The organism is Nocardia sp. NBC_01388, from assembly GCF_045040085.1.
Taxonomy (GTDB): Bacteria; Actinomycetota; Actinomycetes; order Mycobacteriales; family Mycobacteriaceae; genus Nocardia.
In genome coordinates this window covers 6,820,711-6,843,731 of record NZ_CP109553.1, presented here as the reverse complement: position 1 = coordinate 6,843,731, position 23,021 = coordinate 6,820,711, and the positions used below count along the sequence as shown (strand labels likewise).

Annotated in this window: 22 protein-coding genes and 1 tRNA gene; 12 read left to right on the top strand and 11 right to left on the bottom strand. The window is 65.9% G+C overall.

Going from position 1 to position 23,021, the window contains the following annotated elements; genetic code table 11:
* Window positions 1–2: 2 nt before the first annotated feature.
* Together dcd and ctaD are read right to left on the bottom strand one after the other, a co-directional pair.
* Entirely contained in the window at window positions 3–575 is a 573-nt protein-coding gene (gene dcd, locus OG716_RS32805; protein ID WP_355124902.1) for a dCTP deaminase, read from the bottom strand.
* 90 nt (window positions 576–665) lie between these two features.
* Window positions 666–2,447, bottom strand: coding sequence for a cytochrome c oxidase subunit I (gene ctaD / locus OG716_RS32800; protein WP_355124904.1), 1,782 nt, complete (start codon window positions 2,445–2,447; stop codon window positions 666–668).
* 332 nt (window positions 2,448–2,779) lie between these two features.
* Here ctaD and OG716_RS32795 point away from each other — a divergent pair.
* Window positions 2,780–2,853: transfer RNA gene (locus tag OG716_RS32795), tRNA-Gly, on the top strand.
* A 68-nt stretch (window positions 2,854–2,921) separates the two neighbouring features.
* On the opposite strand, the gene OG716_RS32790 is transcribed toward OG716_RS32795, so the two are convergent.
* The 3 genes from OG716_RS32790 to OG716_RS32780 all read right to left on the bottom strand — a co-directional run bounded on the left by OG716_RS32790 (window position 2,922) and on the right by OG716_RS32780 (window position 3,811).
* Complete coding sequence (locus OG716_RS32790) at window positions 2,922–3,233, bottom strand: hypothetical protein (RefSeq protein ID WP_355124906.1); 312 nt, start codon at window positions 3,231–3,233, stop codon at window positions 2,922–2,924.
* A gap of 70 nt (window positions 3,234–3,303) precedes the next feature.
* Window positions 3,304–3,600: a hypothetical protein gene (locus OG716_RS32785; protein WP_355124908.1), complete on the bottom strand. Its 297-nt coding sequence runs from the start codon at window positions 3,598–3,600 to the stop codon at window positions 3,304–3,306.
* Window positions 3,587–3,811 carry a hypothetical protein gene (locus tag OG716_RS32780; protein ID WP_355124910.1) on the bottom strand — a complete coding sequence of 75 codons (225 nt, stop codon included), beginning with the start codon at window positions 3,809–3,811 and terminating at the stop codon, window positions 3,587–3,589. The genes OG716_RS32785 and OG716_RS32780 overlap by 14 nt, the downstream gene beginning before the upstream one ends.
* 123 nt (window positions 3,812–3,934) lie before the next feature.
* Here OG716_RS32780 and OG716_RS32775 point away from each other — a divergent pair, with 123 nt between their 5' ends.
* A complete protein-coding gene (locus tag OG716_RS32775) occupies window positions 3,935–4,714 on the top strand; it encodes an alpha/beta fold hydrolase (protein ID WP_405134305.1) in 780 nt (259 codons plus the stop codon).
* Window positions 4,715–4,768: 54 nt separating this feature from the next.
* Window positions 4,769–5,527, top strand: coding sequence for a crotonase/enoyl-CoA hydratase family protein (locus OG716_RS32770; RefSeq protein WP_405134304.1), 759 nt, complete (start codon window positions 4,769–4,771; stop codon window positions 5,525–5,527).
* A gap of 51 nt (window positions 5,528–5,578) precedes the next feature.
* Here the strand turns inward: OG716_RS32770 and OG716_RS32765 are convergent, their stop codons facing one another.
* Window positions 5,579–5,767, bottom strand: coding sequence for a hypothetical protein (locus OG716_RS32765; RefSeq protein ID WP_405134303.1), 189 nt, complete (start codon window positions 5,765–5,767; stop codon window positions 5,579–5,581).
* Window positions 5,768–5,865: 98 nt separating this feature from the next.
* On the opposite strand from OG716_RS32765, the gene OG716_RS32760 reads away from it, so the two are divergent.
* From OG716_RS32760 to OG716_RS32750, 3 genes are all read left to right on the top strand, one after another.
* Window positions 5,866–6,114 carry a helix-turn-helix domain-containing protein gene (locus tag OG716_RS32760; protein ID WP_405134302.1) on the top strand — a complete coding sequence of 83 codons (249 nt, stop codon included), beginning with the start codon at window positions 5,866–5,868 and terminating at the stop codon, window positions 6,112–6,114.
* A 276-nt stretch (window positions 6,115–6,390) separates the two neighbouring features.
* On the top strand, window positions 6,391–7,500 hold the full coding sequence (locus tag OG716_RS32755; protein ID WP_405134301.1) for a DUF4185 domain-containing protein: 1,110 nt from the start codon (window positions 6,391–6,393) through the stop codon (window positions 7,498–7,500).
* Between the two features lie 140 nt (window positions 7,501–7,640).
* The gene (locus tag OG716_RS32750) at window positions 7,641–8,342 is read left to right on the top strand and encodes a class I SAM-dependent methyltransferase (RefSeq protein ID WP_405134300.1); all 702 of its coding nucleotides are present in this window, start codon (window positions 7,641–7,643) and stop codon (window positions 8,340–8,342) included.
* 82 nt (window positions 8,343–8,424) lie between these two features.
* Here OG716_RS32750 and OG716_RS32745 read toward each other — a convergent pair whose 3' ends face one another.
* Window positions 8,425–9,030: an alpha/beta family hydrolase gene (locus tag OG716_RS32745; protein WP_405134299.1), complete on the bottom strand. Its 606-nt coding sequence runs from the start codon at window positions 9,028–9,030 to the stop codon at window positions 8,425–8,427.
* Window positions 9,031–9,388: 358 nt separating this feature from the next.
* Here OG716_RS32745 and OG716_RS32740 point away from each other — a divergent pair, with 358 nt between their 5' ends.
* Window positions 9,389–11,251, top strand: a complete 1,863-nt coding sequence (locus OG716_RS32740; protein ID WP_405134298.1) for an acyl-CoA dehydrogenase — start codon at window positions 9,389–9,391, stop codon at window positions 11,249–11,251.
* 163 nt (window positions 11,252–11,414) lie between these two features.
* On the top strand, window positions 11,415–11,816 hold the full coding sequence (locus OG716_RS32735; protein WP_405134297.1) for a VOC family protein: 402 nt from the start codon (window positions 11,415–11,417) through the stop codon (window positions 11,814–11,816).
* Window position 11,817: 1 nt separating this feature from the next.
* On the opposite strand, the gene OG716_RS32730 is transcribed toward OG716_RS32735, so the two are convergent.
* Window positions 11,818–13,482, bottom strand: a complete 1,665-nt coding sequence (locus OG716_RS32730) for a VanW family protein (RefSeq protein ID WP_405134296.1) — start codon at window positions 13,480–13,482, stop codon at window positions 11,818–11,820.
* 275 nt (window positions 13,483–13,757) lie between these two features.
* Between OG716_RS32730 and gnd the strand changes: the two genes are divergently transcribed.
* Window positions 13,758–14,786: a phosphogluconate dehydrogenase (NAD(+)-dependent, decarboxylating) gene (gene gnd / locus OG716_RS32725; protein ID WP_405134295.1), complete on the top strand. Its 1,029-nt coding sequence runs from the start codon at window positions 13,758–13,760 to the stop codon at window positions 14,784–14,786.
* 166 nt (window positions 14,787–14,952) lie between these two features.
* Here the strand turns inward: gnd and OG716_RS32720 are convergent, their stop codons facing one another.
* From OG716_RS32720 to OG716_RS32710, 3 genes are all read right to left on the bottom strand, one after another.
* Window positions 14,953–16,278, bottom strand: coding sequence for a lipase family protein (locus tag OG716_RS32720; protein WP_405134294.1), 1,326 nt, complete (start codon window positions 16,276–16,278; stop codon window positions 14,953–14,955).
* A gap of 2 nt (window positions 16,279–16,280) precedes the next feature.
* Window positions 16,281–17,585 carry a hypothetical protein gene (locus OG716_RS32715; RefSeq protein WP_405134293.1) on the bottom strand — a complete coding sequence of 435 codons (1,305 nt, stop codon included), beginning with the start codon at window positions 17,583–17,585 and terminating at the stop codon, window positions 16,281–16,283.
* A 300-nt stretch (window positions 17,586–17,885) separates the two neighbouring features.
* Window positions 17,886–19,223, bottom strand: coding sequence for a lipase family protein (locus OG716_RS32710; RefSeq protein WP_405134292.1), 1,338 nt, complete (start codon window positions 19,221–19,223; stop codon window positions 17,886–17,888).
* Between the two features lie 190 nt (window positions 19,224–19,413).
* Between OG716_RS32710 and OG716_RS32705 the strand changes: the two genes are divergently transcribed.
* The 3 genes from OG716_RS32705 (at window position 19,414) to OG716_RS32695 (ending at window position 22,944) form a co-directional block, all read left to right on the top strand.
* Window positions 19,414–20,577, top strand: a complete 1,164-nt coding sequence (locus OG716_RS32705; RefSeq protein ID WP_405134291.1) for a glycoside hydrolase family 3 N-terminal domain-containing protein — start codon at window positions 19,414–19,416, stop codon at window positions 20,575–20,577.
* 98 nt (window positions 20,578–20,675) lie between these two features.
* Entirely contained in the window at window positions 20,676–21,284 is a 609-nt protein-coding gene (locus OG716_RS32700; RefSeq protein ID WP_405134290.1) for a TetR/AcrR family transcriptional regulator, read from the top strand.
* A 97-nt stretch (window positions 21,285–21,381) separates the two neighbouring features.
* On the top strand, window positions 21,382–22,944 hold the full coding sequence (locus OG716_RS32695; RefSeq protein WP_405134289.1) for a DUF5685 family protein: 1,563 nt from the start codon (window positions 21,382–21,384) through the stop codon (window positions 22,942–22,944).
* Window positions 22,945–23,021: the final 77 nt, after the last annotated feature.

Below are 23,021 nucleotides of genomic sequence, written 5' to 3'. Positions count from 1 at the left end.
ACTCAGCGCTCCAGCGGGAAATTCAGGTAGGCGCGCGACGGGGTCGGACCGCGCTGGTTCTGGTACTTGGAGCCGGCTGCCGCACTGCCGTACGGGTTCTCGGCCGGGCTGCTCAGCCGGAACAGGCAGAGCTGGCCGATCTTCATACCCGGCCACAGGGTGATCGGCAGATTCGCCACATTCGAGAGTTCGAGGGTGATGTGCCCGGTGAAGCCCGGATCGATGAATCCGGCGGTGGAGTGGGTGAGCAGGCCGAGGCGGCCGAGGCTGGACTTGCCCTCCAGGCGGCCGGCCAGATCGTCGGGCAGGCTGACCACCTCGAGGGTGGAGCCGAGCACGAACTCACCCGGATGCAGCACGAACGGCTCATCCTTGCCGGGTTCGACCAGCGTGGTCAGCTCGTCCTGCCGCTGCGCCGGATCGATATGGGTGTAGCGGGTGTTGTTGAAGACCCGGAACATGCCGTCCAGTCGCACGTCGATACTCGACGGCTGCACCAGCTTGTCGTCGAACGGGTCGAGCCCGAGACGCCCATTGGCGAGTTCCTTGCGGATGTCGCGATCGGAAAGCAGCACGCCAAGAGCGTAGTGGGTCCCCGATCGCGCCCCGACGCCCGGCCGCTCCCCGGGCGTGGAGCACCCGATCAGTGGTCGGTCACCGCGTCATCAGCTGTCGGTCACCACGTCCGCGGGGCCCGAGCCGCCGTCCTCGATCGCGGGGGCCGCCGCCACCGCCACCACCTCGTGTTTACGCAGCGACCAGCCCGCGTGCGCCTCGGCACGCATGCGCTCGACCATGTGCGGATAGTGCAGCTCGAATGCCGGACGCTCCGAACGGATTCGGGGTAGCTCGTAGAAGTTGTGCCGCGGTGGCGGGCAGGTGGTGGCCCACTCCAGCGAATTGCCGTAACCCCAGGGATCGTCCACGGTGACCACTTCGCCGTAGCGGTAGCTCTTGAAGACGTTCCACACGAACGTGATCATCGACAGCCCGAGCACAAACGAGCCGACCGTGGAAATGGTGTTCAGGGTGGTGAATCCGTCACTCGGCAGATAGTCCGCGTACCGGCGCGGCATGCCCTCGTTGCCCAGCCAGTGCTGCACCAGGAAGGTGAGGTGGAAGCCGAAGAACGTGGTCCAGAAGTGCAGCTTGCCCAGCCGCTCGTCCATCATGCGGCCGGTGATCTTCGGGAACCAGAAGTAGATGCCCGCGAAGGTGGCGAACACGATGGTCCCGAACAGCACGTAGTGGAAGTGCGCGACCACGAAATAGGTGTCGGAGACATGGAAGTCGACCGGCGGGCTGGCCAGGATGACACCGGACAGACCGCCGAACAGGAAGGTCACCAGGAAGCCGAGCGACCACAGCATCGGTGTTTCGAAGGTCAGTTGCCCGCGCCACATGGTGCCGATCCAGTTGAAGAACTTCACACCGGTCGGCACCGCGATCAAGAACGTCATGAACGAAAAGAACGGCAGCAGAACCGATCCCGTCGCGTACATGTGATGCGCCCACACCGCCACCGACAGCGCGCCGATCGACAGTGTCGCGTAGATCAGCGTCGTATAACCGAACAGCGGCTTGCGGCTGAACACCGGGAAGATCTCCGTCACGATCCCGAAGAACGGCAGCGCGACGATGTACACCTCGGGATGGCCGAAGTACCAGAACAAATGCTGATACAGAATGGCCCCGCCATTGGCCGGATCGTAGATGTGCGCACCCAGATGCCTGTCCACGGCCAGCGCCAGCACCGCCGCGGTGAGAATCGGAAAGGCCAGCAGCACAAGCACACTCGTCACCAGGATGTTCCAGGTGAAGATGGGCATCCGGAACATGGTCATGCCCGGGCAGCGCAGGCAGATCACCGTGGTGATCATATTGACGGCACCGAGAATGGTGCCGACGCCCGAGAGCGCCACACCCATGATCCACAGATCGGCGCCCACGCCCGGCGAGTGGATGATGTCGCTCAGCGGGGTGTACGCGGTCCAGCCGAAATCGGCGGCCCCACCCGGTGTGATGAATCCGGCCGTGGCCATGGTCGCGCCGAACAGATACAGCCAGTAGCTCAGTGCGTTAAGGCGCGGGAAGGCCACATCCGGTGCGCCGATCTGCAGCGGCAGCACCGCATTGGCGAATCCGAACACGATCGGCGTCGCATAGAACAGCAACATGATGGTGCCGTGCATGGTGAACAGCTGATTGAACTGCTCGGGTGAGAGGAACTGCAGCCCCGGCCGCGCCAGCTCCGCCCGCATGAGCAGCGCCATCAGGCCGCCGATCAGGAAGAACGACAGGGCCGTGAACAGGTACATGATCCCGAGCACCTTGGGATCGGTGGTCGTGATCGCCTTCCACAGGAAGGACCCCTTGGGCCCCATTCGGCGCGGATACGCCCGCGCGGCTTCGACTTGCGGGATATCCCGCGACGGCACCGTGGTCATGCGTCACCCCCGAGCAGGAAGCACCGACGCACGAGTCAGCAAACGGTCGGCGCAACCAAAGTTCCTGTGGTGGACAGGCTTTCGACCCTCGGGACAGTCTACGACCGGCTCCGTACAAAACCTCACGGTTCGCGGAAAGAACTCACGAAGATCGGCGCGCCGCCCCCGACACGGCGGAGGACTCACAGGGAAGATTCCCGGCCCGACTCCTCGACATACGCCGCACAGCCCCGGGACCAGGCGTAATGGTGAAAGAGTTGCGTCGCGTCAGCCCCGGTCTGATAGAGTCGCGATCGCGTTGAGGAGCACTGCTCAGGTAGTGTTCGAGCATTGCCGATGTAGTTCAATGGTAGAACTTCTGCTTCCCAAGCAGATGGCGCGGGTTCGATTCCCGTCATCGGCTCCATACGAAGAGGCCCTCCGGTCAGCGAAATGCTGTGGGGGGCCTTTTTCGTTGTGCCGCAGGCGGTTTCCCTACTTCATGCAGCTGGCGACGATATTGTTCGCGGCGGTGCGGGCCTTGTCGGCGTCGGCGGTGCTCATACCGAGCGATTCGGCATCGGTCCCGGCCCCGCTCTTGCTGTCGGTCTTCATCATCAGGCGCAGCCCGTCCTGCGAAATCCCCTGGTCGATAAACATCTTCGCGGCGCAGTCGGCCGCCTTCGCATCCAGGCCGCCCTTCTGCAGCGAGGCGGCGAGCTGATCGTGGGTGACTGCCGGCGCACTGTCGCCGCCGCTGCTACACGCGGCCAGCAGTGGCAGCGCGATAAGCGCGGCGGCGATCATCGAAATACGCACTGAATTCCTCAATTCTCACGAAGGACGTCTCACGAAGGACGGTTCGGCCGGAACGATCTCACAGATCCATGGCCGCGCGCAGCGCTGTGTCGATTCGCTCCGCGGTCTCGCTGTCCACCGCGTCGATCCGCTCGGCGAGCCAATCCCGGTAGATACGACCGAGATTGCCCGCGTGCACCCAGCCGTGGCCGGGAATCGGCACCGCGAGAATGTCGAGCGGATCGGCGTCCATCACCTCCGCGGCGATCAGCCACGGGCGCGCGGACTCATTGATGCCGTCACTGCTGATGAGAAGAATATTGCGCACCCGCGCGGAGCCGTGCGGGTGATAGACCCAGAGTTCACCCCTGCGCACGCAACTCCTTCTCGGCGGTGGCCAGTTCGCTTTCGTCGGCGGCGGCGAGCTGTATCGGATCCATGACCGGGCCGCAGCCGGTGCGCACTGCTTCGCGGCGCGCGGCGCGGGATATCCAGGCGGAGGGCGATATACCCGCGCGGGCCGCGGCCTGCTCGGCATAAGCCCAGGACGCCTCATCCAGAGAGAGAGTCACCTTACGGGTTGCCATACCTTTTATCGTACCCCCGGAATTCGGTGATTTCCCCGGTTCCACCAGCCCGTACCCGTGTTGGCAACCCGTCAACGACTGTTAGGGTGAGGTCGGCAACAGCATCTCGGCGGGGAGTCGGTCATGACCAAGTTGAACCATCACCGGTCCGGTAGCGGCGACCCGCTGGTCCTCGTCCACGGCGTCGGCAGTCGCTGGCAGGTATGGGAGCCGATCATCGGCACGCTCGCCGAATCCTTCGACGTGATCGCGGTGGATCTCCCCGGCTTCGGCCGTAGCGAGCCTCTGCCCAACACCACCGTCTCCACCCTCGCCGACGCGCTCGTCGACTTCCTCGCTGCCGAGGGCATCGAAAACCCGCACCTGGCAGGCAATTCCATGGGCGGCGGCATTGTCCTGGACCTCGCCGCGCGCGGACTGGCCCGCTCGGTCACCGCCTACTCCCCCATCGCCTTCTGGGATACCGCCGGCCGAATCTGGTGCCAGCAGTCGCTGGGCCGCGCCAAGACGCTCACCAAGGTGCTGGGTTCGGCGGTCCCGGCCATCCTCGGCAATCCGGCTGGCCGCACCACCTTCCTGAGCCTGATCTTCGGCAAGCCGTGGGCGGTGGACCCGCAGGTCTGCGTCGATACCGTCGAGGGCATGCTCGGCGCGCAGGGCTTCGATGCCGCGCTGGCCTCGTTCACCGGCTTCCGCCTCCCCGACCGGACGGCGCTGGAGAGCATCCCGATCACCATCGCGTGGGGCAGCCGTGACATTCTGCTCACGTACGCCACCCAGGCACGACGCGCCCGGGAGGTACTGCCCGGAGCTCGGCATGTCACGCTGCACGGCAGCGGCCACACGCCGTTCTACGACGATCCGGCGGGCTGCGCCCGGCTGCTGCTGGACCAGCTGGCATGAGAACCGGGTTCGGGGCCGCGCCCCGAACCCCCGATAGGCCCGTGAGGAAAGACCGTGAGCAATAACGTCTCCCTGCGTTTCGAAGGCAACCGCGCCTACGTCGCCCTCGATCGGCCGGACAAGCACAACGGCCTCACCATCGAGATGCTCCGCGAGCTGGCACAGGTCGCACGAATCATCGAGCGCCGCAAGGATATTCGCGCGGTCATCCTGTCGGGCAACGGTCCCAGCTTCTCCTCCGGGCTGGATATCGCCAAGGCCATGGGCGATCCGCTCGCCATCATCCGCGCGTTCGTGCCGCTGCCGTGGACCGGCACCAATGTCTTCCAGGAGGCGTGCTGGGCGTGGCGGCGGCTGCCGCAGCCGGTGATCGCCGTGGTGCACGGCCGCTGCTACGGCGGTGGCCTGCAATTGGCGCTCGCCGCCGACTTCCGTTTTGTCACACCGGATTCCGAATTCTCGGTGATGGAGGCCAAGCACGGCCTCATCCCGGATATGACCGGCGCGGCCACCCTGTCCCGTCTCATCGGCATCGATCAGGCGCTCCTGCTCACCATGACCGCCGATCCGGTCGACGCCGCCTACGCCGAGCGCATCGGCCTGGTCACCGAGGTGAGCGCCGACCCGCTGGCCGCCGCCGAAAAGCTCGCCGATCGCATTGCCGCCCGCCCGGCGCACGCGGTCGCGAGCGCCAAGAAGCTCTTCGACCGCACCTGGACGGCATCGGTGCGCCGCACGCTCGCCGTCGAACGCGCCACCCAGCTGCCGCTGATCATCCGGCAGGCGCTGAACAGAGGCTCGAAGTCCGAGTAGGCCACAGGTTTTCGGCCACCGGACTGCGGCGCCACTCGACTCCGGCGCGTGTCAGACCGCGGCGACGGCGGTGACGGTCTCGGCGATCACCGCATCGATCGGGGTGGCGGACAGTCCGAAGGTGCGCTCGGCGGCGGTGACCAGAGCCGCGCCGATCGGCGGAAATTCGGCGGGCCACCGGTTGTAGGGCGGCCAGGTGGTGTTGATGAGACTCGCGGCCCCGCGCGCCAATTCGGTCATGCGCTCGGAGTCGGTGGTGTCACCGACGGCCAGTTCGATACCGGGATGGTCGGGATTGGGCGCTGCAGCGCCTCGACCAGCGACCTACCCTGCGCGACTTGGCCGCCCACGCCCATGTGAGCACCCGCACCCGCCGTTTCCGCGAGGAGACGAGCGCCAGCCCGCTGCAGTGGCTGCTGCACCAGCGCATCGATCGGGCCCGGGAGCTGCTGGAGGCGACCGGACTGCCCATCGAGGAGGTGGCCCGGCGCGCGGGTCTGGGCACCGCCGAATCGCTGCGGCTGCATCTGGCGCGGCGCAATGGACTTTCGCCCAGCGCCTATCGGACGTCCTTCAGTCGCCGGTAACCGATTGTCGAGTGACTGTCCCGAAGACCGGGCACAGGACGTAGGGTGGCCTCGAATGTGCGACACAGTGCCCCTGATCGTGCGGCCGACCCCCGAATCGTGGTACCACTTTATGAACGTAAGCCAATTCACGGCAAACAATTCGATCGGGCGCCCCGTAAGCCCCAGTTCCGCTGTTAGCATTTTCACACTTTGCCAGCGAGTCGAACGCATTGTGCGGCCCGTCACATATGTTGTGGTCCGCTCATCTTCGGCGAGAACCGGAGGACCCACGCTTTGAACAAGACCGCCCCCCTCCTGCTGTCCGCCATCGCAGGTGCTACGGCCTTGATCCTTACCGTGACCGGACCAGCCGCGGCCAACCCCAATGCCATCAATCCCATCCCGGTGCTCAACGGCACCAACGGCCTGCCCAATCTCCCCGGGCGCACCAAGGCCGTCTTCCAGGTGACCGGGATGCAGAGCCCCAACAACACGCAGAACTACAACGTGCTGGGCACCGATCTCGGCATCATGTGGGACAACGGCAACGGGGAAATGCTCACCACCTTCGGTGATACGGCCGGACTCGGGTTCCCCAATCTCCTGGCCGGCAGCATGTGGGCCTGGCGGTCCAACATCCTGGTGCGCTCGCACACCCGGAACCCGGCCAACGGCATCTTCTTCGACAGCGTGGTGCGCGACGTCTTCGGCCAGGCCCGGGATCTCATTCCCAGCCCCAAGATTCCGTTCCTGGAGATCAGCCGCATCCCCACCGCCGCGATCTCGGTCGGCAATACCCAGTTCATGAGCCTCATGTCGGTGAAGAGCTGGGATGACGTGGGCCAGTGGACCACCAACTACTCCGGCCTCGCCGCCTCCGGCGACAATGGCGAGACCTGGGCCGAACTGCCCGCGACTCGCCGTCCCGACGACGGCGGCAATGGCAACTTCCAGATGAACTCGTTCGTAAAGAACGGCGGATTCGTCTACGAGTACGGCACCCCGTCCGGGCGCAACCATGCGGCATACGTCGCGCGCGTGCCGGAGGCCCAGATCGGCGATCTCGGCGCCTACGAATACTGGTGTGGCGACCAGTGGAAGAAGGGCGACGTCGACGGCGCCACCCCGGTGATCGGCGGCGGTGTCGCCGAAATGTCGGTGCAGTGGAACGACTATCTCGGGCAATACATCATGCTCACCACGGATCCGTGGAATTCGGTCGTCATGTACCGGGCGCCCAGTCCGGAGGGCCCGTGGAGTCCGCCCGAGGTGCTCATCGATACGCGCGAACTCCCGACCGCGTACGCGCCCTCGATCTTCCCGTACCAGACCGGCCGTGACCTGTACTTCCTCACGACCGTGCACAGCCAGTACAACGTGATTCTGATGCACACCACGCTGTAGCGCAGCGTCCGGCTCGGAAGCTCGGCCCCGAACACGCAAGCGTGTTCGGGGCCGAGGTCCGTAAGGGGCGATCGCCCGAAGACGAAGAGCTCACATCGCGACCGAATCCAGTGGTTGCGGCTGCTCATAGACTCGATGGCATGGATGCCGCCGCGTGGGACGAGTACTACAGCCGCACCGAATTGGTGTGGGGCGCACCGCCCGACGATACGGTCGTCGAGCAGGTGTTCGGCCTGGAGCGGCGGCTGCCGCCCGGCCCTTTCGGCGTCGGTGAGCAGCGGCCGGAATTGCCGCGCGTGCTGGACCTCGGCTGCGGGGAGGGCCGCAACGCCCTCTGGCTGGCAACGCACGGCTGGCAGGTGGATGCCGTCGACTATTCGCAGGCCGGCATCGACAAGGGCCGCACGGTGGCCGCCCGCCTGTCCCGTTCGGTGCGCGGCCGCATCCGCTGGCGCCACGCCGACGTGACCGAATTGGATCCGACCGAATTCCCCGGCCCCTACGAGCTCGTTCTGATGGCCTTCCTGCACCTGCCCGCGGACGATCGCCGGGCCCTGCTGCTGTGCGCCGCCGATCTGCTCGCGCCCGAGGGCACCCTGCTAGTCCTGGGCAATGACAGTCTCAATCTCACGGAAGGGTATGGCGGGGAACAGAATCCGGCCCTGCTCTTCACCCCGAACGATATCGCCGCCGAACTCGGCCCGGCCGGCGACGATATCCGCATCCGCGTGGCCGACCGCGTGCACCAGCCCACCGAGGAGCGCGACGCCATCAACGCGCTGGTCGTGGCCCACAAAACCGCCCCCGTCCCGCCCGGGGAACAGCCCGCGATCGAAGCCTGACCACCCAATCGACCGGGCAGCCGATATCCCGATCGCACAACCCTCGTGAGCTGTTCGATTCGGACTCGCGCTGTTCGACGGGTCAGGGAGCGGACCAGCGTTCGAGCCAGGGAGTGACGGTGGCGGCGATTTCTTCGAAGCCGGCGCGGTAGGAGTGCGCTTGCCCGGGGATGATGTGGACTTCCGCGGCGTCGGCGGGATCGGGGATGCCGAAAGGGTCTCGGGCGCCGTTGATTACGACTACCCCGATCGGGCTGGGGGCGAGCAGTTCCTCGCGCCGCGACTTCTCCGGCTTGCCGGGGGGATGCAGTGGGAACGACAGCGCGACCACCCCGCGCGCCTCGACCGTGCGCGCCGTCCGGCAGGCGACGCGGGCGCCATTGCTGCGCCCGCCCTGAATGAGCGGTACACCGCGAAACTTCTTGCGCAGCAGGGCGATGATCTCCACCCAGGCCGCGTCCTGAACATCGGCTCTGCCCGGCGCACGGCGACCCGCCACCCGGTACGGCTGCGTCACCAGGACCACCGCGCCGCCCAGCTCCAGCGCCGAATCACGCACCACGAGCAGATCTTTCGCATCGGTTCCGCCGCCGGATCCGTGGGTCAGCACCAGCAGGAACGCGGGCGGCTTCCGGCTCGGCCGCGCGATATCGACCTCCGCCGGTCCGGCACTCGTCTCGATGCGCACAGCACACGCTAACCAGCGATCCGGCCCACACCCGTGCGGCACACCGCCGCATGGTTCCGGTCGAGACCATCGTCGTCCGGCGGGCTCGATATCTGCGCCTGTTGGACGCTGTAAAGCACACCCTTGACGAGCACTTACGTGCTCACCGCCGATCCGCCCCGAATGTGCGCATGAGCGGCGCGGGTGCTTCTGGTCACATTGCGCGGGATCATCTTGGCGGGACCCTTACCCGTGGGTAACATGGCACTTAAGTTACCCGTCAGTAGAACTGCTGTTTTACGGTGTCTATCGAGGGCCTAACGGGCGGGAACGGGCAAACCGAACCGCACCCATCTCAACGGAGAGTGAGTCGACGACCATGGGTCACTACAAAGCCAACGTGCGCGACCTCGAGTTCAACCTCTTCGAGGTACTCGGCCTGGGCAGCCTGCTGGACAGCGGCGCCTACGGAGACCTCGACACCGATACCGCGCGCGAAATGCTCGCCGAGGTCAAGCGTCTGGCCGAGGGCCCGCTCGCTGACTCGTTCGTCGACGGCGACCGCAACCCGCCGACCTTCGATCCCGAGACGCACACCGTCACCCTCCCCGACTCCTTCAAGAAGTCCTACCGCGCCCTCGAAGACGGCGAGTGGGCCAAGGTCGGCGTCCGCGAGGAGCTCGGTGGCCTCGGCGCCCCCAGCGCCCTCACCTGGGCACTCGGCGAAATGATCCTCGGCGCCAACCCGCCGGCTCAGATGTACGCCGCCGGTGCGGGTTTCGCGCAGGTCTTCTACAACAACGGCACCGATGAGCAGAAGAAGTGGGCTCAGAAGATCGCCGACCGCAACTGGGGCGCCACCATGGTGCTGACCGAGCCCGACGCGGGCTCCGATGTCGGCGCCGGTCGCACCAAGGCCGTGCAGCAGGAAGACGGCACCTGGCACATCGAGGGCGTCAAGCGCTTCATCACCTCGGGCGACTCCGACGACCTGTTCGAGAACATCATGCACCTGGTGCTGGCTCGCCCCGAGGGCGCCGGACCGGGCACCAAGGGCCTGTCGCTGTTCTACGTGCCGAAGTTCCACTTCGATTTCGACACCGACACTCTCGGTGAGCGCAACGGCGTGTTCGTCACCAATGTCGAGCACAAGATGGGCATCAAGGTTTCTGCCACCTGTGAGGTCACCTTCGGCGGCCACGGCGTGCCCGCCAAGGGCTGGCTGGTGGGCGAGGTCCACAACGGCATCGCGCAGATGTTCGACGTCATCGAGAACGCTCGAATGATGGTGGGCACCAAGGCCATCGCCACCCTGTCGACCGGTTACCTGAATGCGCTGGAGTACGCCAAGATCCGCGTCCAGGGCGCCGACCTGACCCAGATGACCGATAAGGCCGCCCCGCGCGTCACCATCACGCACCACCCGGATGTGCGTCGCTCGCTGGCCACCCAGAAGGCTTACGCCGAGGGCCTGCGCGCCATCTACCTCTACACCGCCGCGCACCAGAACGAGGATGTCGCGCAGCTGGTTTCGGGCGCCGACAAGGAACTGGCGTTCCGCGTCAACGATCTGCTGCTGCCGATCGTCAAGGGTGTCGGCTCCGAGCGGGCCTACCAGTACCTGACCGAATCGCTGCAGACCTTCGGTGGCTCCGGCTTCCTGCAGGACTACCCGATCGAGCAGTACATCCGCGACGCCAAGATCGACTCGCTGTACGAGGGCACCACCGCCATCCAGGCGCAGGACTTCTTCTTCCGCAAGATCGCCCGCGACCGCGGTGTGGCGCTGGCGCACGTGGCCGGCCAGGTGCAGAAGTTCATCGAGCGTGAGGGTGGCAACGGCCGCCTGAAGGCCGAGCGCAAGCTGCTCGCCACCGCCCTCGAGGATGTGCAGGCCATGGCCGCCACCCTGACCGGGCACCTGATGGGCGCCCAGCAGGACCCGAAGGAGCTCTACAAGGTCGGCCTGGGCAGCGTCCGGTTCCTGATGTCGGTCGGCGATCTGCTCATCGGCTGGCAGCTGCTGCAGCAGGCCGAGGTCGCCATCAAGGCCCTGGACAGTGCCGTTACGAGCGACCCGCAAGCAGTCGCAAGCGGCGGCTCCAGCGCGGCGTTCTACACCGGCAAGATCGCGACCGCGCAGTTCTTCGCGCGCAATGTGCTGCCGGAGCTGACCGCCACTCGCACCGTGCTGTCGAACCTCGACAACGACATCATGGAGCTGGACGAGGCCGCGTTCTAAGAACGCGCACACCACTTTCCATACCGGAAAACACAGAGCGGCCCGGATTACCCGGGCCGCTCTGCTGTTTCCGGAGCAGCTCGGAAATTTGCCGGTTTCGTCGGGTAGATCACCACGAAATGCCCTGTGCCGTAGCCGCATTGCCGGAGTAATGTCCGAAGGTATGGGACTTTCGGTGGAACGTTTCGATCACATCGTCCTCAATTGCCGCGACGTCGCGGCCACCGCCGCCTGGTACGAACAGGTGCTCGGAATGCGGGTCGAGAAGTTCGGCCCGCGCGGCCGCACCGCACTGGCCTTCGGCACTCAGAAGATCAATCTGAGACCGCTCGGCGCACTCGATCTGGACCCGGAATGGACCACCGGCGCGGTCGAAGCGGCCGGGTCCGAAGACCTCTGCTTCATCACCACCGTCACGCCGGAACAGGTGCGCGCACACCTGATTTCGTGCGGTATCGAGATCACCAACGGGCCGGTGACCAAGATCGGCGCGCTCGGCGAGATGGTGTCGCACTACTGCCGCGACCTCGACGGGAATCTCATAGAGATCGCCGTCTATCCCTGATCTACTCGCATGTGACGACCGGAATGGGGTCGTACTTCACCGTGCGCGTATGACGGTAGATCTCTTTGCCGGTATCGGCCGCGCGGATCACCCGGGTATCGGAGGTGGTGAAGCCCGGTGCGCCGTCGGAGGGGATGCAGTTCTTGCCCTTGGGGAGGGCGACCGTCTTGGGTTCGGTCGGTTTGGTGCGATTACCGGTGATCGATTCGACCTCAACGGTTTTGGTGCTCCACATGCGGACCGTCAGCTCGGAGTCGCCCGCGAGGGTTTCGATGTAGACGCCGTAGGGGGTGTTGTTGCGGAATTTCAGGTCGATGGCGCCGTCGAAGACGGTGGCCTCGCGGGCGGCGGGATAGCGCGAGATGTAGTAACTGTGCTCGGTGTGGCCCGCATCCTCGAGACCGGCGAAATACGCGGCGTTGTAGAGCGTGGTGGCGAACTGGCTGATACCGCCGCCGACCGCCACATCGGGCCGGCCGTTATTGATGATGCCGGACTCCACATAGCCCTGTGCGACGCCACGGGTACCGGTGAAGTCATTGAGCGAGAAGGTATCTCCGGGCCGCACCAGCGCACCGTCCACCTTGCGCGCCACCGTGCGGATATTCACACCCGAGGGGCCGCTGAAGCCGCCGGTGGTGAACGAACCGATCACCTGGGCGACGCCGAGCTTCTCGGCATCCGCAGTGGTCAGCCCGGGTTGCGCCGGTTGGTAAACGACAGCTTTCGACCGGTCGCCGGGCGCAGCCAGCAGTGTGGGTAGCCCTTCGAAGGTCTTGTCCCAGTTGATGGTTTCGCCGACCACCGCGGGCACAACGGACGCGCGGCTGCCGGACAGCGCGAAGGTCGCGTCCTTCGGCTCCACCTCGGTGGATTTCAACTGCGGAGCGAGCGCGCCGGTCAGGGCCGCCCCGTCGTACGAGAGGGCCAGTCCGCCTTGGTCGTTCGGATGGAAGGAAAGCACGGCGGCGAGCTGCGCCGGCTCCAGCACGGCATTGCCGCCTTTGCCGGTGAAGGTGACCGGGGCGCGCACCGCGGGCTGCGCGATCTCGCGCATCGCCTGGTCGACGGCCTCCGCGCGCACTCGCGCGCGGGTCTCGGTGACGGGCAGATCCAGGACCGAACCGTCGGCCCAATGGTCCACCAGCACGGTGCGAGCGGCGGCCACATCGAGTACGCGCCCGGGCACGGGCCGCACCGGCGCCGGTCTGCCCTGGTCGAAGACGATGCCGCCTTCGACGGGCTGCCGGTCGTGTGCGCGCAGGGCGTTCAACTGCCGGTTCAGCGCGCCGTCCCCGATCATGGTGGCGGGCTCCACCTTTCGGGTACCGAAGAACGACCACACTCGGATGAAGGGGTTCACGGGCTGGCCGCCGATGCGATCCCAGGTCTCGTCCCAGTCCAGCGTCAGACCGGCGTCGTGCGGCACCAGATCGGTCCGGAAGTCACCGATCGTGACCGTGAGTGGTTGTACGGCACGCGGATTCAAGATCGTTTCCAGCCGGGTCTGCGCCTGCGACCGATCCTGTCCGCCGATATCGACTCCGGCAACCTGCACCCCGCGCGGCACATGTCCGGACGACAGCGACCAGTCCACAGCGAAGGCGATACCGCCTGCGGCAATCAGCACACCTGCAGCAATACCGACCCGGCTGGCTGTGAACACGAAGATCCTTCCAGATGAGGGAATAGCTACTTTCTCGCAACTTAGAATAAGGACAAAAAGAAGCTCCGTGCGGTTGCCGGGTCGGGGGTCTGGCAACAGCACGGAGCCACCCCGTCTATCGACGCCTGCTCATAGGCGTTACATACCTGACGCACAAGACCGGAAAAAATTCTCGGCAACCTCGACTGGGACAATCGAGACATAGCCACAGCGCCATGACACAGCCACGCAGAGCTCGGGGCAGACCGGGGCTCGGGACGACTCCAGGAGACGAGATGCAACTCGGAATGATCGGGCTCGGCCGGATGGGTGGCAATATCGTCCGCCGCATCGTCCGGGACGGACACACGGCCGTCGGCTTCGAGCGCCACAGCGCGCAGATCGACGGACTCACCGCCGAGCTCGGCGACAGCTTCGCCGGCACCACGGAGCTGCCCAAGTTCATCGCCATGCTGGAGGCCCCGCGCGCCGTATGGGTGATGATCCCGGCGGGGGCGACCGGCGCGGTCATCGACCAGCTCGCCGAACTGCTGGAACCCGGCGACATCATCATCGACGGCGGCAACAGCCGGTACCACGAGGACATCAAGCGCGCGAAGGCGTTGCAGCCCAAGGGCATTCACTATGTCGATATCGGCACCTCGGGCGGTGTCTTCGGCCTGGAGCGCGGTTTCTGCCTGATGATCGGCGGTGAGGACACCATCGTCGCCCACCTCGAACCGCTGCTGCAGTCCATCGCCCCCGGTGTCGCCGCCGCGCCGCGCACCCCCGGCCGCACCGGCGCACCGTCCACCGCCGAGGAGGGCTACCTGCACTGCGGCCCGGCCGGTGCCGGTCACTTCGTGAAGATGGTGCACAACGGCATCGAATACGGCGCCATGGCCGCGTATTCCGAGGGCATGAACATCCTGCACAAGGCGAATGTCGGCAATCAGCAGGACCTGGAGCATTCGGCCGAGGTCACGCCGCTGGAGAATCCCGAGTTCTATCGGTACGACATCGATATCCCCGAGGTCACCGAGGTGTGGCGGCGCGGTTCGGTGGTCGCCTCCTGGCTGCTCGACCTCACCGCCGCCGCCCTCTACGCCGATCCCAACCTGGATTCGTTCGGCGGCCGGGTCTCCGATTCCGGTGAGGGCCGCTGGACGGTCGACGCCGCCATCGACGAGGGCGTGCCCGCGCCGGTGCTGTCCGCGGCGCTGTTCCAGCGCTTCTCCTCGCGCGGTGAATCGCTCTACTCCGACAAGGTGCTCTCGGCCATGCGCCAGGCCTTCGGCGGGCACCACGAACTGCCGAAGCAGTAGTTCACGAGCAGTGGCTCCCGGCCTGAGACCGGGAGCCACTGTCTATTCGGTTCGCGCTCGGCGTCAGAAGCCGAGGGCCTGCGCTGCCATTTTCGCGACCGCGAGCGGTCCGAAGGTGAGCAGGTAGACCACGCCATCCACGATTGCCATCATCGGTGCACCACTCTCAGTCGAAATTGCTGTCGATCCAGTCGATGGTCTGCATGCCGAACAGGTCGACACCCCATCCGTACATATCGGTGATGAAGCGCTCCATGCTGCAGTCCGTGGGCGCGTAGGTGACATCGGTGCCCTGCGAGCGATAGGTATCGGCCAGGTCGCGAGAGTCCTTGGCGGGCACCAGCGACATGGGCGAATCATCCTTGGCGCAGGAGGAGATCATGATCTTCGACTTCGGTGTTCCATTGCGCCCCAGCACATTGTTCTGGAAGGCGCGCTGGAAATCCGGTTCGTCGGCGGGATTGCGCCCGGAGTTGAACAGCGCCTCCATCGGCACGAAGGGCAGGCCGAAGTAGGCCGGGACCTGGCACTGCGTGCGATAGAAATTCGCGAGCGCCTGTCCGGCCGGATTGAGCTTGGCGTTCACCTGCATCTCCGGGTACCACGGCTCGAGTCCGAGCAGGGTCGCCAGGGCGAAACCGGATCCGACCGAACCGCTGGTGACGCGCATGAAGTTGGCCGGATCGACCACCATGCCCTCGAGCACGGTCGATTTGATGTCCAGTTCCGGCGCGTACTTCGGGGCCATCTCGGCCGAGAAGGCCGCTCCGACACCGCCTCCGGCGATTCCGAACATGCCGATCTGGGTGTTGTCGCTCAGACCCGCCTCGGGCAGGCGCAAAGCCGCACGCGCGCCGTCCAATTGGGCGTGCCCGGCATAGCTGCCGACAAAGACGCCGTGCGGATTGCGATCCGCGTCATTGCCGACATCGGAGATCATCACCGCGTAGCCCTTGTCGAACATGAGTGCCAGCGGGCCCAGCGCGGACCACGACGAACCGTCCAGCGGCGCGCCACCGGTCCACTGGGTGCTCGGATGGCACGACCAGCCGACGCTGTCATTGGCCTCCTGATAGGAGATCAGGCGACGTTCCGAGGCGGGCTTGCCGTCCTTCGGGATCATCAGGATGCCGGTGCTGATGACCGGGGTGACACCGTCGGGCGCCGTGGTCACGTACATCAGTTTGTGGGCGTCGACGGTGCGCGGCTTCACCCCGAGGAACATCACGTCCACCGGCTTGGACTTCAGAATCGTGCCGGGTTGCTCCGCACCGGTGAGCGAAGGCTCCTGGTAGAAGGGATCATTCGCGAGCAGTGCCTCGAATTTCTCTTCCGGCGAGGCATTTTCGGCGGTGTCGAGGGTGCCGACCACAAAACCGTTGAAGATCCGGTCGGGTCCGGGCACCGGATTGACGGGATCGGCCGCCGCGGTGGCGATCCCGGTGAGCATGAGCGCCACGGCCAGCAGCGGCGCGGGCAATTTGAAACGCATGACTAACGTACCGCCGCTTCCACATTCGTCGAGTTGGTGTTCGAGGGGGCCGCATCCAACGGGGTCACCTGGAGGTCCCGCGCCGCGGACTCGAGCAGCTGCGGAATGTTCAGCAGCGGGCGATGCGATTCCATCTGCACCTCGTACGGCGTGTTCATGGTGGCCTCCAGTGCGGGCCAATTGTTCTCGACCTGATACCGGTACTTGGGCAGCAACTCGGTGGTGATGTAGTCCCAGCGTGAGTCCAGGACCGCCCAATTCCAGTCCGGCAGCGGCAGTGTCAGCAGGGCGCCGCGACCGTCGGCCCCGGTGAACGGGATGCGCACCGGGTGGAATTCGCGCGGCGGAGTGACGCCGGCGACGGACGGCGAACCGGCCGCACCGCTGGCATAGGTGATCGCCTCGCCGACATCGCCCTTGTAGGAACGCACTTCGTCCCACTGGCGGCCGATGGCCCACTGCTGTTCGCGGCGCAGCAGCACACCGTTGCCGGTGGCAATGCGGTCGCCGTCGCCGGAGGCGACATCACGCCAGGCGCCCAGAATGTCGTCGCCGAACAGGCCGGCGGCGCGGAACTCCTCCAGCGCCGGCAGCCCCGCGGTGACGTAGGCGTCGTGCATGGGCATCAGGTCCGAGAAGATGTTCTTCTGCATCACCAGGATCATCCCGATGATGTAGCGCACATCGTCGGGCGTGATGTTCGGACCGGCGGCGGCCAGTGCGCGCAGACCGCTGGGCAGCTGGGCCACCGCGGCCGGTCCGGCGGCCTGCTGCACCGCACCCATGACCGAGCGGGCCGATTCGGAAAGTCCCGGCAGGCCATAGATATCGGAGCCCATGAGCTCGAAATCGATGAGCCCGCCACCGAAGTCGGCGCCGACCTGGCCGCCCATTCCGGCCCACTGCAATTCGCGATGCGCGAGCTGCAGGTCCTCGTAGTAGCGGTAGGACTTGATCAGATTCTCGCGATTGGCCTGCACGCCGGTGCGCGGATTCCACGCGGCCAAATCGATTCCGGCCTTGCCGGTCGCGTCGACCAGCCAGTACTGGTACAGCAGGGCGGCATACCGCGCCGGCGAAATGCCTTGGGCGCGAGCCTCGTCCAGCAATCGGCCGAGCTCGTCGTGGTCATAGGGCAGGGCCGCATTGACGCCGCCCGGCGCCTGGGACGCATCCCGGTTGGTCAACGGCAGGTCGAGATAGCGGTCGACCTCGCTCGCGGTGGCGGGCCCGGCACTCGCGAGCCCGAGCCCGATCGCCACGGCCACGCCCAGCGCGGCCGTGCGCAACAACGCACTCATTCGCATTTTGATCCGGTTCTCCCTCGTTTTTCGCCGGACCGGATCGACCACCATGGGTAGCCAAAACGATGCTCGATGCCGAGGCACGACGGTTTTCGATGCCTTCACACCCGCCGGTACCGGACAGCGCCCCACCGCTCCGATCGACCAACAGGCAGACATACGCAGCTGACACCACCCGTCAGACGTATGGACGGCACGCTACTAGCAGTCGGGGGTGTGAAGGAAATTCTCAGATGTGTTGATCGCCACACGTTTGCTAGAAATAGCTGTTTACCTGGGGTTTACCTGAAAAACACCGGAGCGTCAGTCGAACTGACTGTCGAGCCAGTCGACGGTCTGCATGCCCATCAGGTCGGTGCCCCAGCCGTAGAGGTCGGTGAGCATCTTGACCATGCTGCAATCGGTCGGCGCATAGGTCACGTCGGTGCCCTGAGATCGATAGGACGTCACCAGATCCCGCGAATCCTGCGCCGGTACCAGAGACATGAACGAATCGTCCGCGACACAGGAGGTGATGAGCACCTTCGATTTCGGCGCTCCGGAGACACCCAGGATGTTGTCGTCGAAGGCGCGCTGGAAATCCGGCTCGTCGGCCGGGCTCTTACCGCTGGTGAACAGGGCGGAAAGCGGCAGCATCGGCGTTCCGAAATAGGCCGGCGACTGGCACTGGGTGCGGAAGAAGTCGGCGAGCGCGCGGCCGGCCGGATTCAACTTCGCATTGATGTTCATCTCCGGATACCACGGCTCCAGGCCGAGCAGCGTGGCCAGCGCGAATCCGGAGCCGACCGAACCGTCGGCGACCCGAATGAAGTTGCGCGGCTTCACCACCATGCCCTCGAGCACCGTCGACCGGATATCGAGTTCCGGGGCATACACCGGCTGCAGCTCCGCGGCCATGGCCGCACCCACACCACCACCGGCAATGCCGAACAGCGCGGTCGGAGCCTGCGGATTCAATTGCGCCGGAGCGTAGGACAGTGCGGCGCGCGCACCGTCGAGCTGCGCGTGCGCGGCGAACTTCCCGGCGAAAACACCGTGCGGATTCGGGTCGGCGTCATTGCCGACATCGGAGATCATCACCGCGTGACCCTTGCCGAACATCAGCGCCAGCGGTCCCAGCGCCGACTGCGAGGCGCCGTCGATCGGATCCCCGCCGGTCCACTGGGTGCTGGGGTGACAGGACCCGCCGACACTGTCATTGGCCTCCTGGTAAGAGATCAATTTCTTGTCCGCGTTGGGCTTTCCGTCCTGCGGGATCATCAGGATGCCGGTGCTGAGGACCGGGGTGACGCCGTCGATCCCGGTGGTCACGTACATGAGTTTGTAGGCCTCGACATGCGCGGGCTTGAAGCCCGTGTACAGCACACTGACCTGTTTGGCCTTGACCACGGTGCCGGGCTTTTCGCTACCGGTCAGCGACGGTTCCTGATAGAACGGATCGTCCGCGCGCAACCCCTCGAAAATCTCGCCCGGCGAGCCGAAGCCGCCGTCCCGGAGCGAGCCGACAACGAATCCGTTGAAGACCTGGCCGAGTCCCGGCGTCTGCGGCGGCGGGGGTTCTGCTGCGGCAGAAGGGATTCCGAGGACCAGCGCGGCCACCGCGACGATCGGAGCGGCGCCTGTCCAACGCGTGCGCGACATTCCACCAAAGAACATCGTGAATTCAGCCTTCCTCAATCTTTCGAGCGGGCAGGGTGATTGCTAGAACATAGCTGCAAAGTCAACAGTGTCGGCGACCGGCCGCCCACGCGGGGCACGCGACGCGCCGCAGACAGTCGCAACACGTGTCCGCGATAGGCAGTGGCCGCGACGGTCGCTACCGTCGGGGGTCATGCGCAACCTTCCGGTTCTCGTACTGGCTATGTCCGCCGTCGTGCTGACCGCATGTTCGGGCGGCAGCTCCGCCCCCTCGACCCAATCGTCATCGACCACAACGGGATCCAGCGGCAGCACCACACCGCCGTCCACCACGCCGGCGCCACAGGACTGCAATGCCGCGTATCTGGGGCAGTTCACGCAGCGCCAGAAGCTCGCACAGCTGCTCACCGTGGGTGTCACCGGCGAGGCCGATGCCGAGAATGTGGTGCGCACCGAGCAGGTCGGCGGCGTCTTCGTCGGCGGCTGGACCGATAAGGCGCTGCTGGCCCAGGACCAGATCGCGAAGGTGCAGGCCGCCTCGCGCATCCCGGTGATGGTCACCATCGACGAAGAGGGCGGCCGGGTTTCGCGGGTGAAGGACCTGATCGGCGCGGCGCCCTCCGCGCGCGAGATCGCGAAGACCATGAGCGTCGACGATTTCTACACCTTCAGCCTCGACCGCGCGAAAAAGCTGAAGGCACTGGGCGTCACCGTGGATTTCGCGCCCGATACCGATGTGAGCAGCCAGCCCGATGATTCGGTCATCGGCGACCGCTCCTTCTCCGATGATCCGAATGTGGTGGCGCAGTACGCGGGAACGTTCATTCGCGCGCTGCACGATGCCGGCGTGGGCACCGTCATGAAGCATTTCCCGGGTCACGGTTCGGGCTCCGGCGACTCGCACACCGGCGCGGTGCGCACCCCGCCGCTGGATCAGATGCAGACCTCGGATCTGGTGCCGTTCCGCAAGCTGATCGACTCCGGGTCGGCGGTCATGGTCGGGCACCTGGATGTGCCCGGGCTGACCGAGCCGAATGTCCCCGCCAGCATCAGCAAGGAGGCGATGGCGCTGCTGCGCCAGGGCACCGGGTACGGCGCGGACCCCTTCGACGGGGTGATCTTCACCGATGATCTGGGCGGTATGGCGGCCATCACGGCCCGTATGAGCATCGAGGACGCGGTCGAGGCCGCGCTGGTCGCGGGGGCCGACAATGCCCTGTGGATCACCACGGACGCGGTATCGAAGGTGCTGGACCGGCTGGTCGACGCGGTACAGAGTGGCCGCCTGCCGGGAAGCCAGGTGGATGCATCGGTGCTTCGCATGGCAAAGTTCAAGGGCACCGCTCCACACTGCTGAGCGCCACAGTGGCGAATCACCGGCAATTCGCACTCGCGGAACTTACCTTGGAGTAAGATAGGAGCTTCGACGTGTATTAGCACGGTCTAGGAGAGTGGATGGCAGGCGGAACGAAGCGGCTTCCACGCGCGGTACGTGAGCAACAGATGCTCGACGCCGCCGTGGAGGTCTTCTCGCGCAAGGGTTACCACGACACCTCCATGGATGCCATCGCCGCCGAGGCGAAGATCTCCAAGCCCATGCTGTACCTGTACTACGGCTCCAAGGACGAGCTCTTCCGGGCGTGCATCCACCGGGAGAGCATGCGGTTCATCGAGGCGGTGGCGGTAGCGGGCAACCCCAAGCTCACCCCGCACGAGCAGCTGCGGGCAGGCCTGGAGGCCTTCCTGTCCTATGTCGACCAGAATCGCCTGTCCTGGCAGGTCCTCTACCGGCAGGCACTCGGCCAGCAACCCTTCGCCTCGGAGATCTCCAACAGCCGGGACCGGGTCATAGAGCTCACCGCGAAACTGCTCGAGTCCAGCGCCAAGTACGCCGAACCCGGCACCAACTTCGAGGTCGTCTCGGTGGCGGTCATCGGCGCGGGCGAGGCCATCGCCGACCGGGTCGCCAGCGGCACCGTCGATATGGCCCAGGCCGTGGACCTGCTCGACACGCTTGCCTGGCGTGGTCTGTCCGGTAAGAAGAAGGAAATCCAGGAGGCGTAGCCCGCCTCGCCTTGCAACCCTTGTCAACGACTGCCACAGTCACTCGGATTGTGTTGTAGGACGGTCGGTTCGAAACGACCGGGGACGGGGACGCAGGTTGTTCGGGTTACTCACACCGTGTGCGCACGGTGCGGCGAAGTACGGCATCGAATCCACCGGCTGGCAAACCCAGATGTGCGGGCTCTGCCTGGGATTGCGGGACGGGCACGGTCAGCTGGCGCGGGCCGCGACCAATACCGATGCCATCGTGCTCGGCATGCTCACCGAGGCGCAGCAGCCGCAGCCCGCCGCCCGCACCACGGCGGGTCCGTGCCCACTGCGCGGTATGCGGCGCGCGAGCGTCGCCCCGGCCGATTCCCCCGGCGTCCAGCTCGCCGCCACCGCCTCACTGCTGTTGGGCGCGGCCAAGATTCGCGATCATCTCGACGATGGCGATACCGGCCGCATGCCGGGGCGACCGCTCGCCCGCGTCTCCGATCGGTGGCGCGGCCGAGCCCGGACCGCGGCGGCGCCGATCGGCTTGGATATCGAATCCCTCATCGCCGCAATCGAATCCCAGGGTCGACTGGAAGCCGCCGCCGCAAGTTGTCCACAATCATCCACAGCCGCCGGGCGCCGGGAACGGCTGGACAGCCTGACCGCGCCGACTCAGCTGTGCGCGGGAGAACTGTTCGCGCACACCGCGATTCTGGCGGGTCGGCCCGAGAACGCCGAGGCACTGCGCGAGGCCGGTTTGCACTTCGGCCGCATCGCGCACCTCGCCGATGCCATCGAGGACATCGAGGCGGACCGCGCGGCAGGCAGATTCAATCCACTCACAGCCACCGGTACAACTGTGGATGAAGCGCATGCCCTACTGCGCGAATCGAATTCACTCCTGAAGGCGGCACTGAAACGGGCCGCCCTGGAACGTGTAGCCACCGTCCGCTGGATGCTACTCGACCCGCTCAGCAGCGTAATCCGCAAGCTGGGCAAGGATTCCGGCGTAATCCACACCTGCACCACCCACACCTGCCGCACCACCCACACCGCGAAATCCGCTGCGCCCCTCCCCTATCCACACTATTCACCCAGCCTCAGTTATCCACAGGACCCAAACTATCCACAGGGCCCCGCGTACCCCCAAAGCCCTGGTCAACCTGGACCTGGCTATCCCCAACAACCCGGTTATCCACAAAGACCCGTCAGCCCGAACCCCGGCTACCCCGCCCCCGGCTATGACGGCCCCCCATACCCGAATCCGGTTTACCCGGCACCCGGCTACTCCGACCCCGCGTATTTCGGCGGCTCCGTGTATCCCGGTGGCCCGGGAGAGTCCGGTGCGCCCAACGGTCCGGGTGGTCCCAACGGTCCGGGTGGCCCCGGAGACCCTTGGGGTCCGGGTGGCCCCGGGGGCCCGCAAGGTCCCGGAGGTCCCGGCAGTCCTGGCTACCAGCCGCCGCAGCGGAACGGGCTGTGGCTCGGGCTCGGGGTTGTCTGCCTGCAGTACTGCACCTGCTATGCCTGCTGCGCGGAGCACACGAGCCCGTGCAGCGGCGAGCGCAAGAAGAGCTGGGTCGATCGCGGGTGCTGCGATAATTGCGACCCCGGCTGCGATGGTTGCTGCGACTGCTGCAACTGCTGTGATTGCGACTGCTGCGACTGCGATTGCGGCTGCTGAACGCAGCGGCCGCTGAACGTAAAAGCCGCGCGCCGATTCGCGGACCGGATGTAGAAACCCCTGCGTGGCGACATACG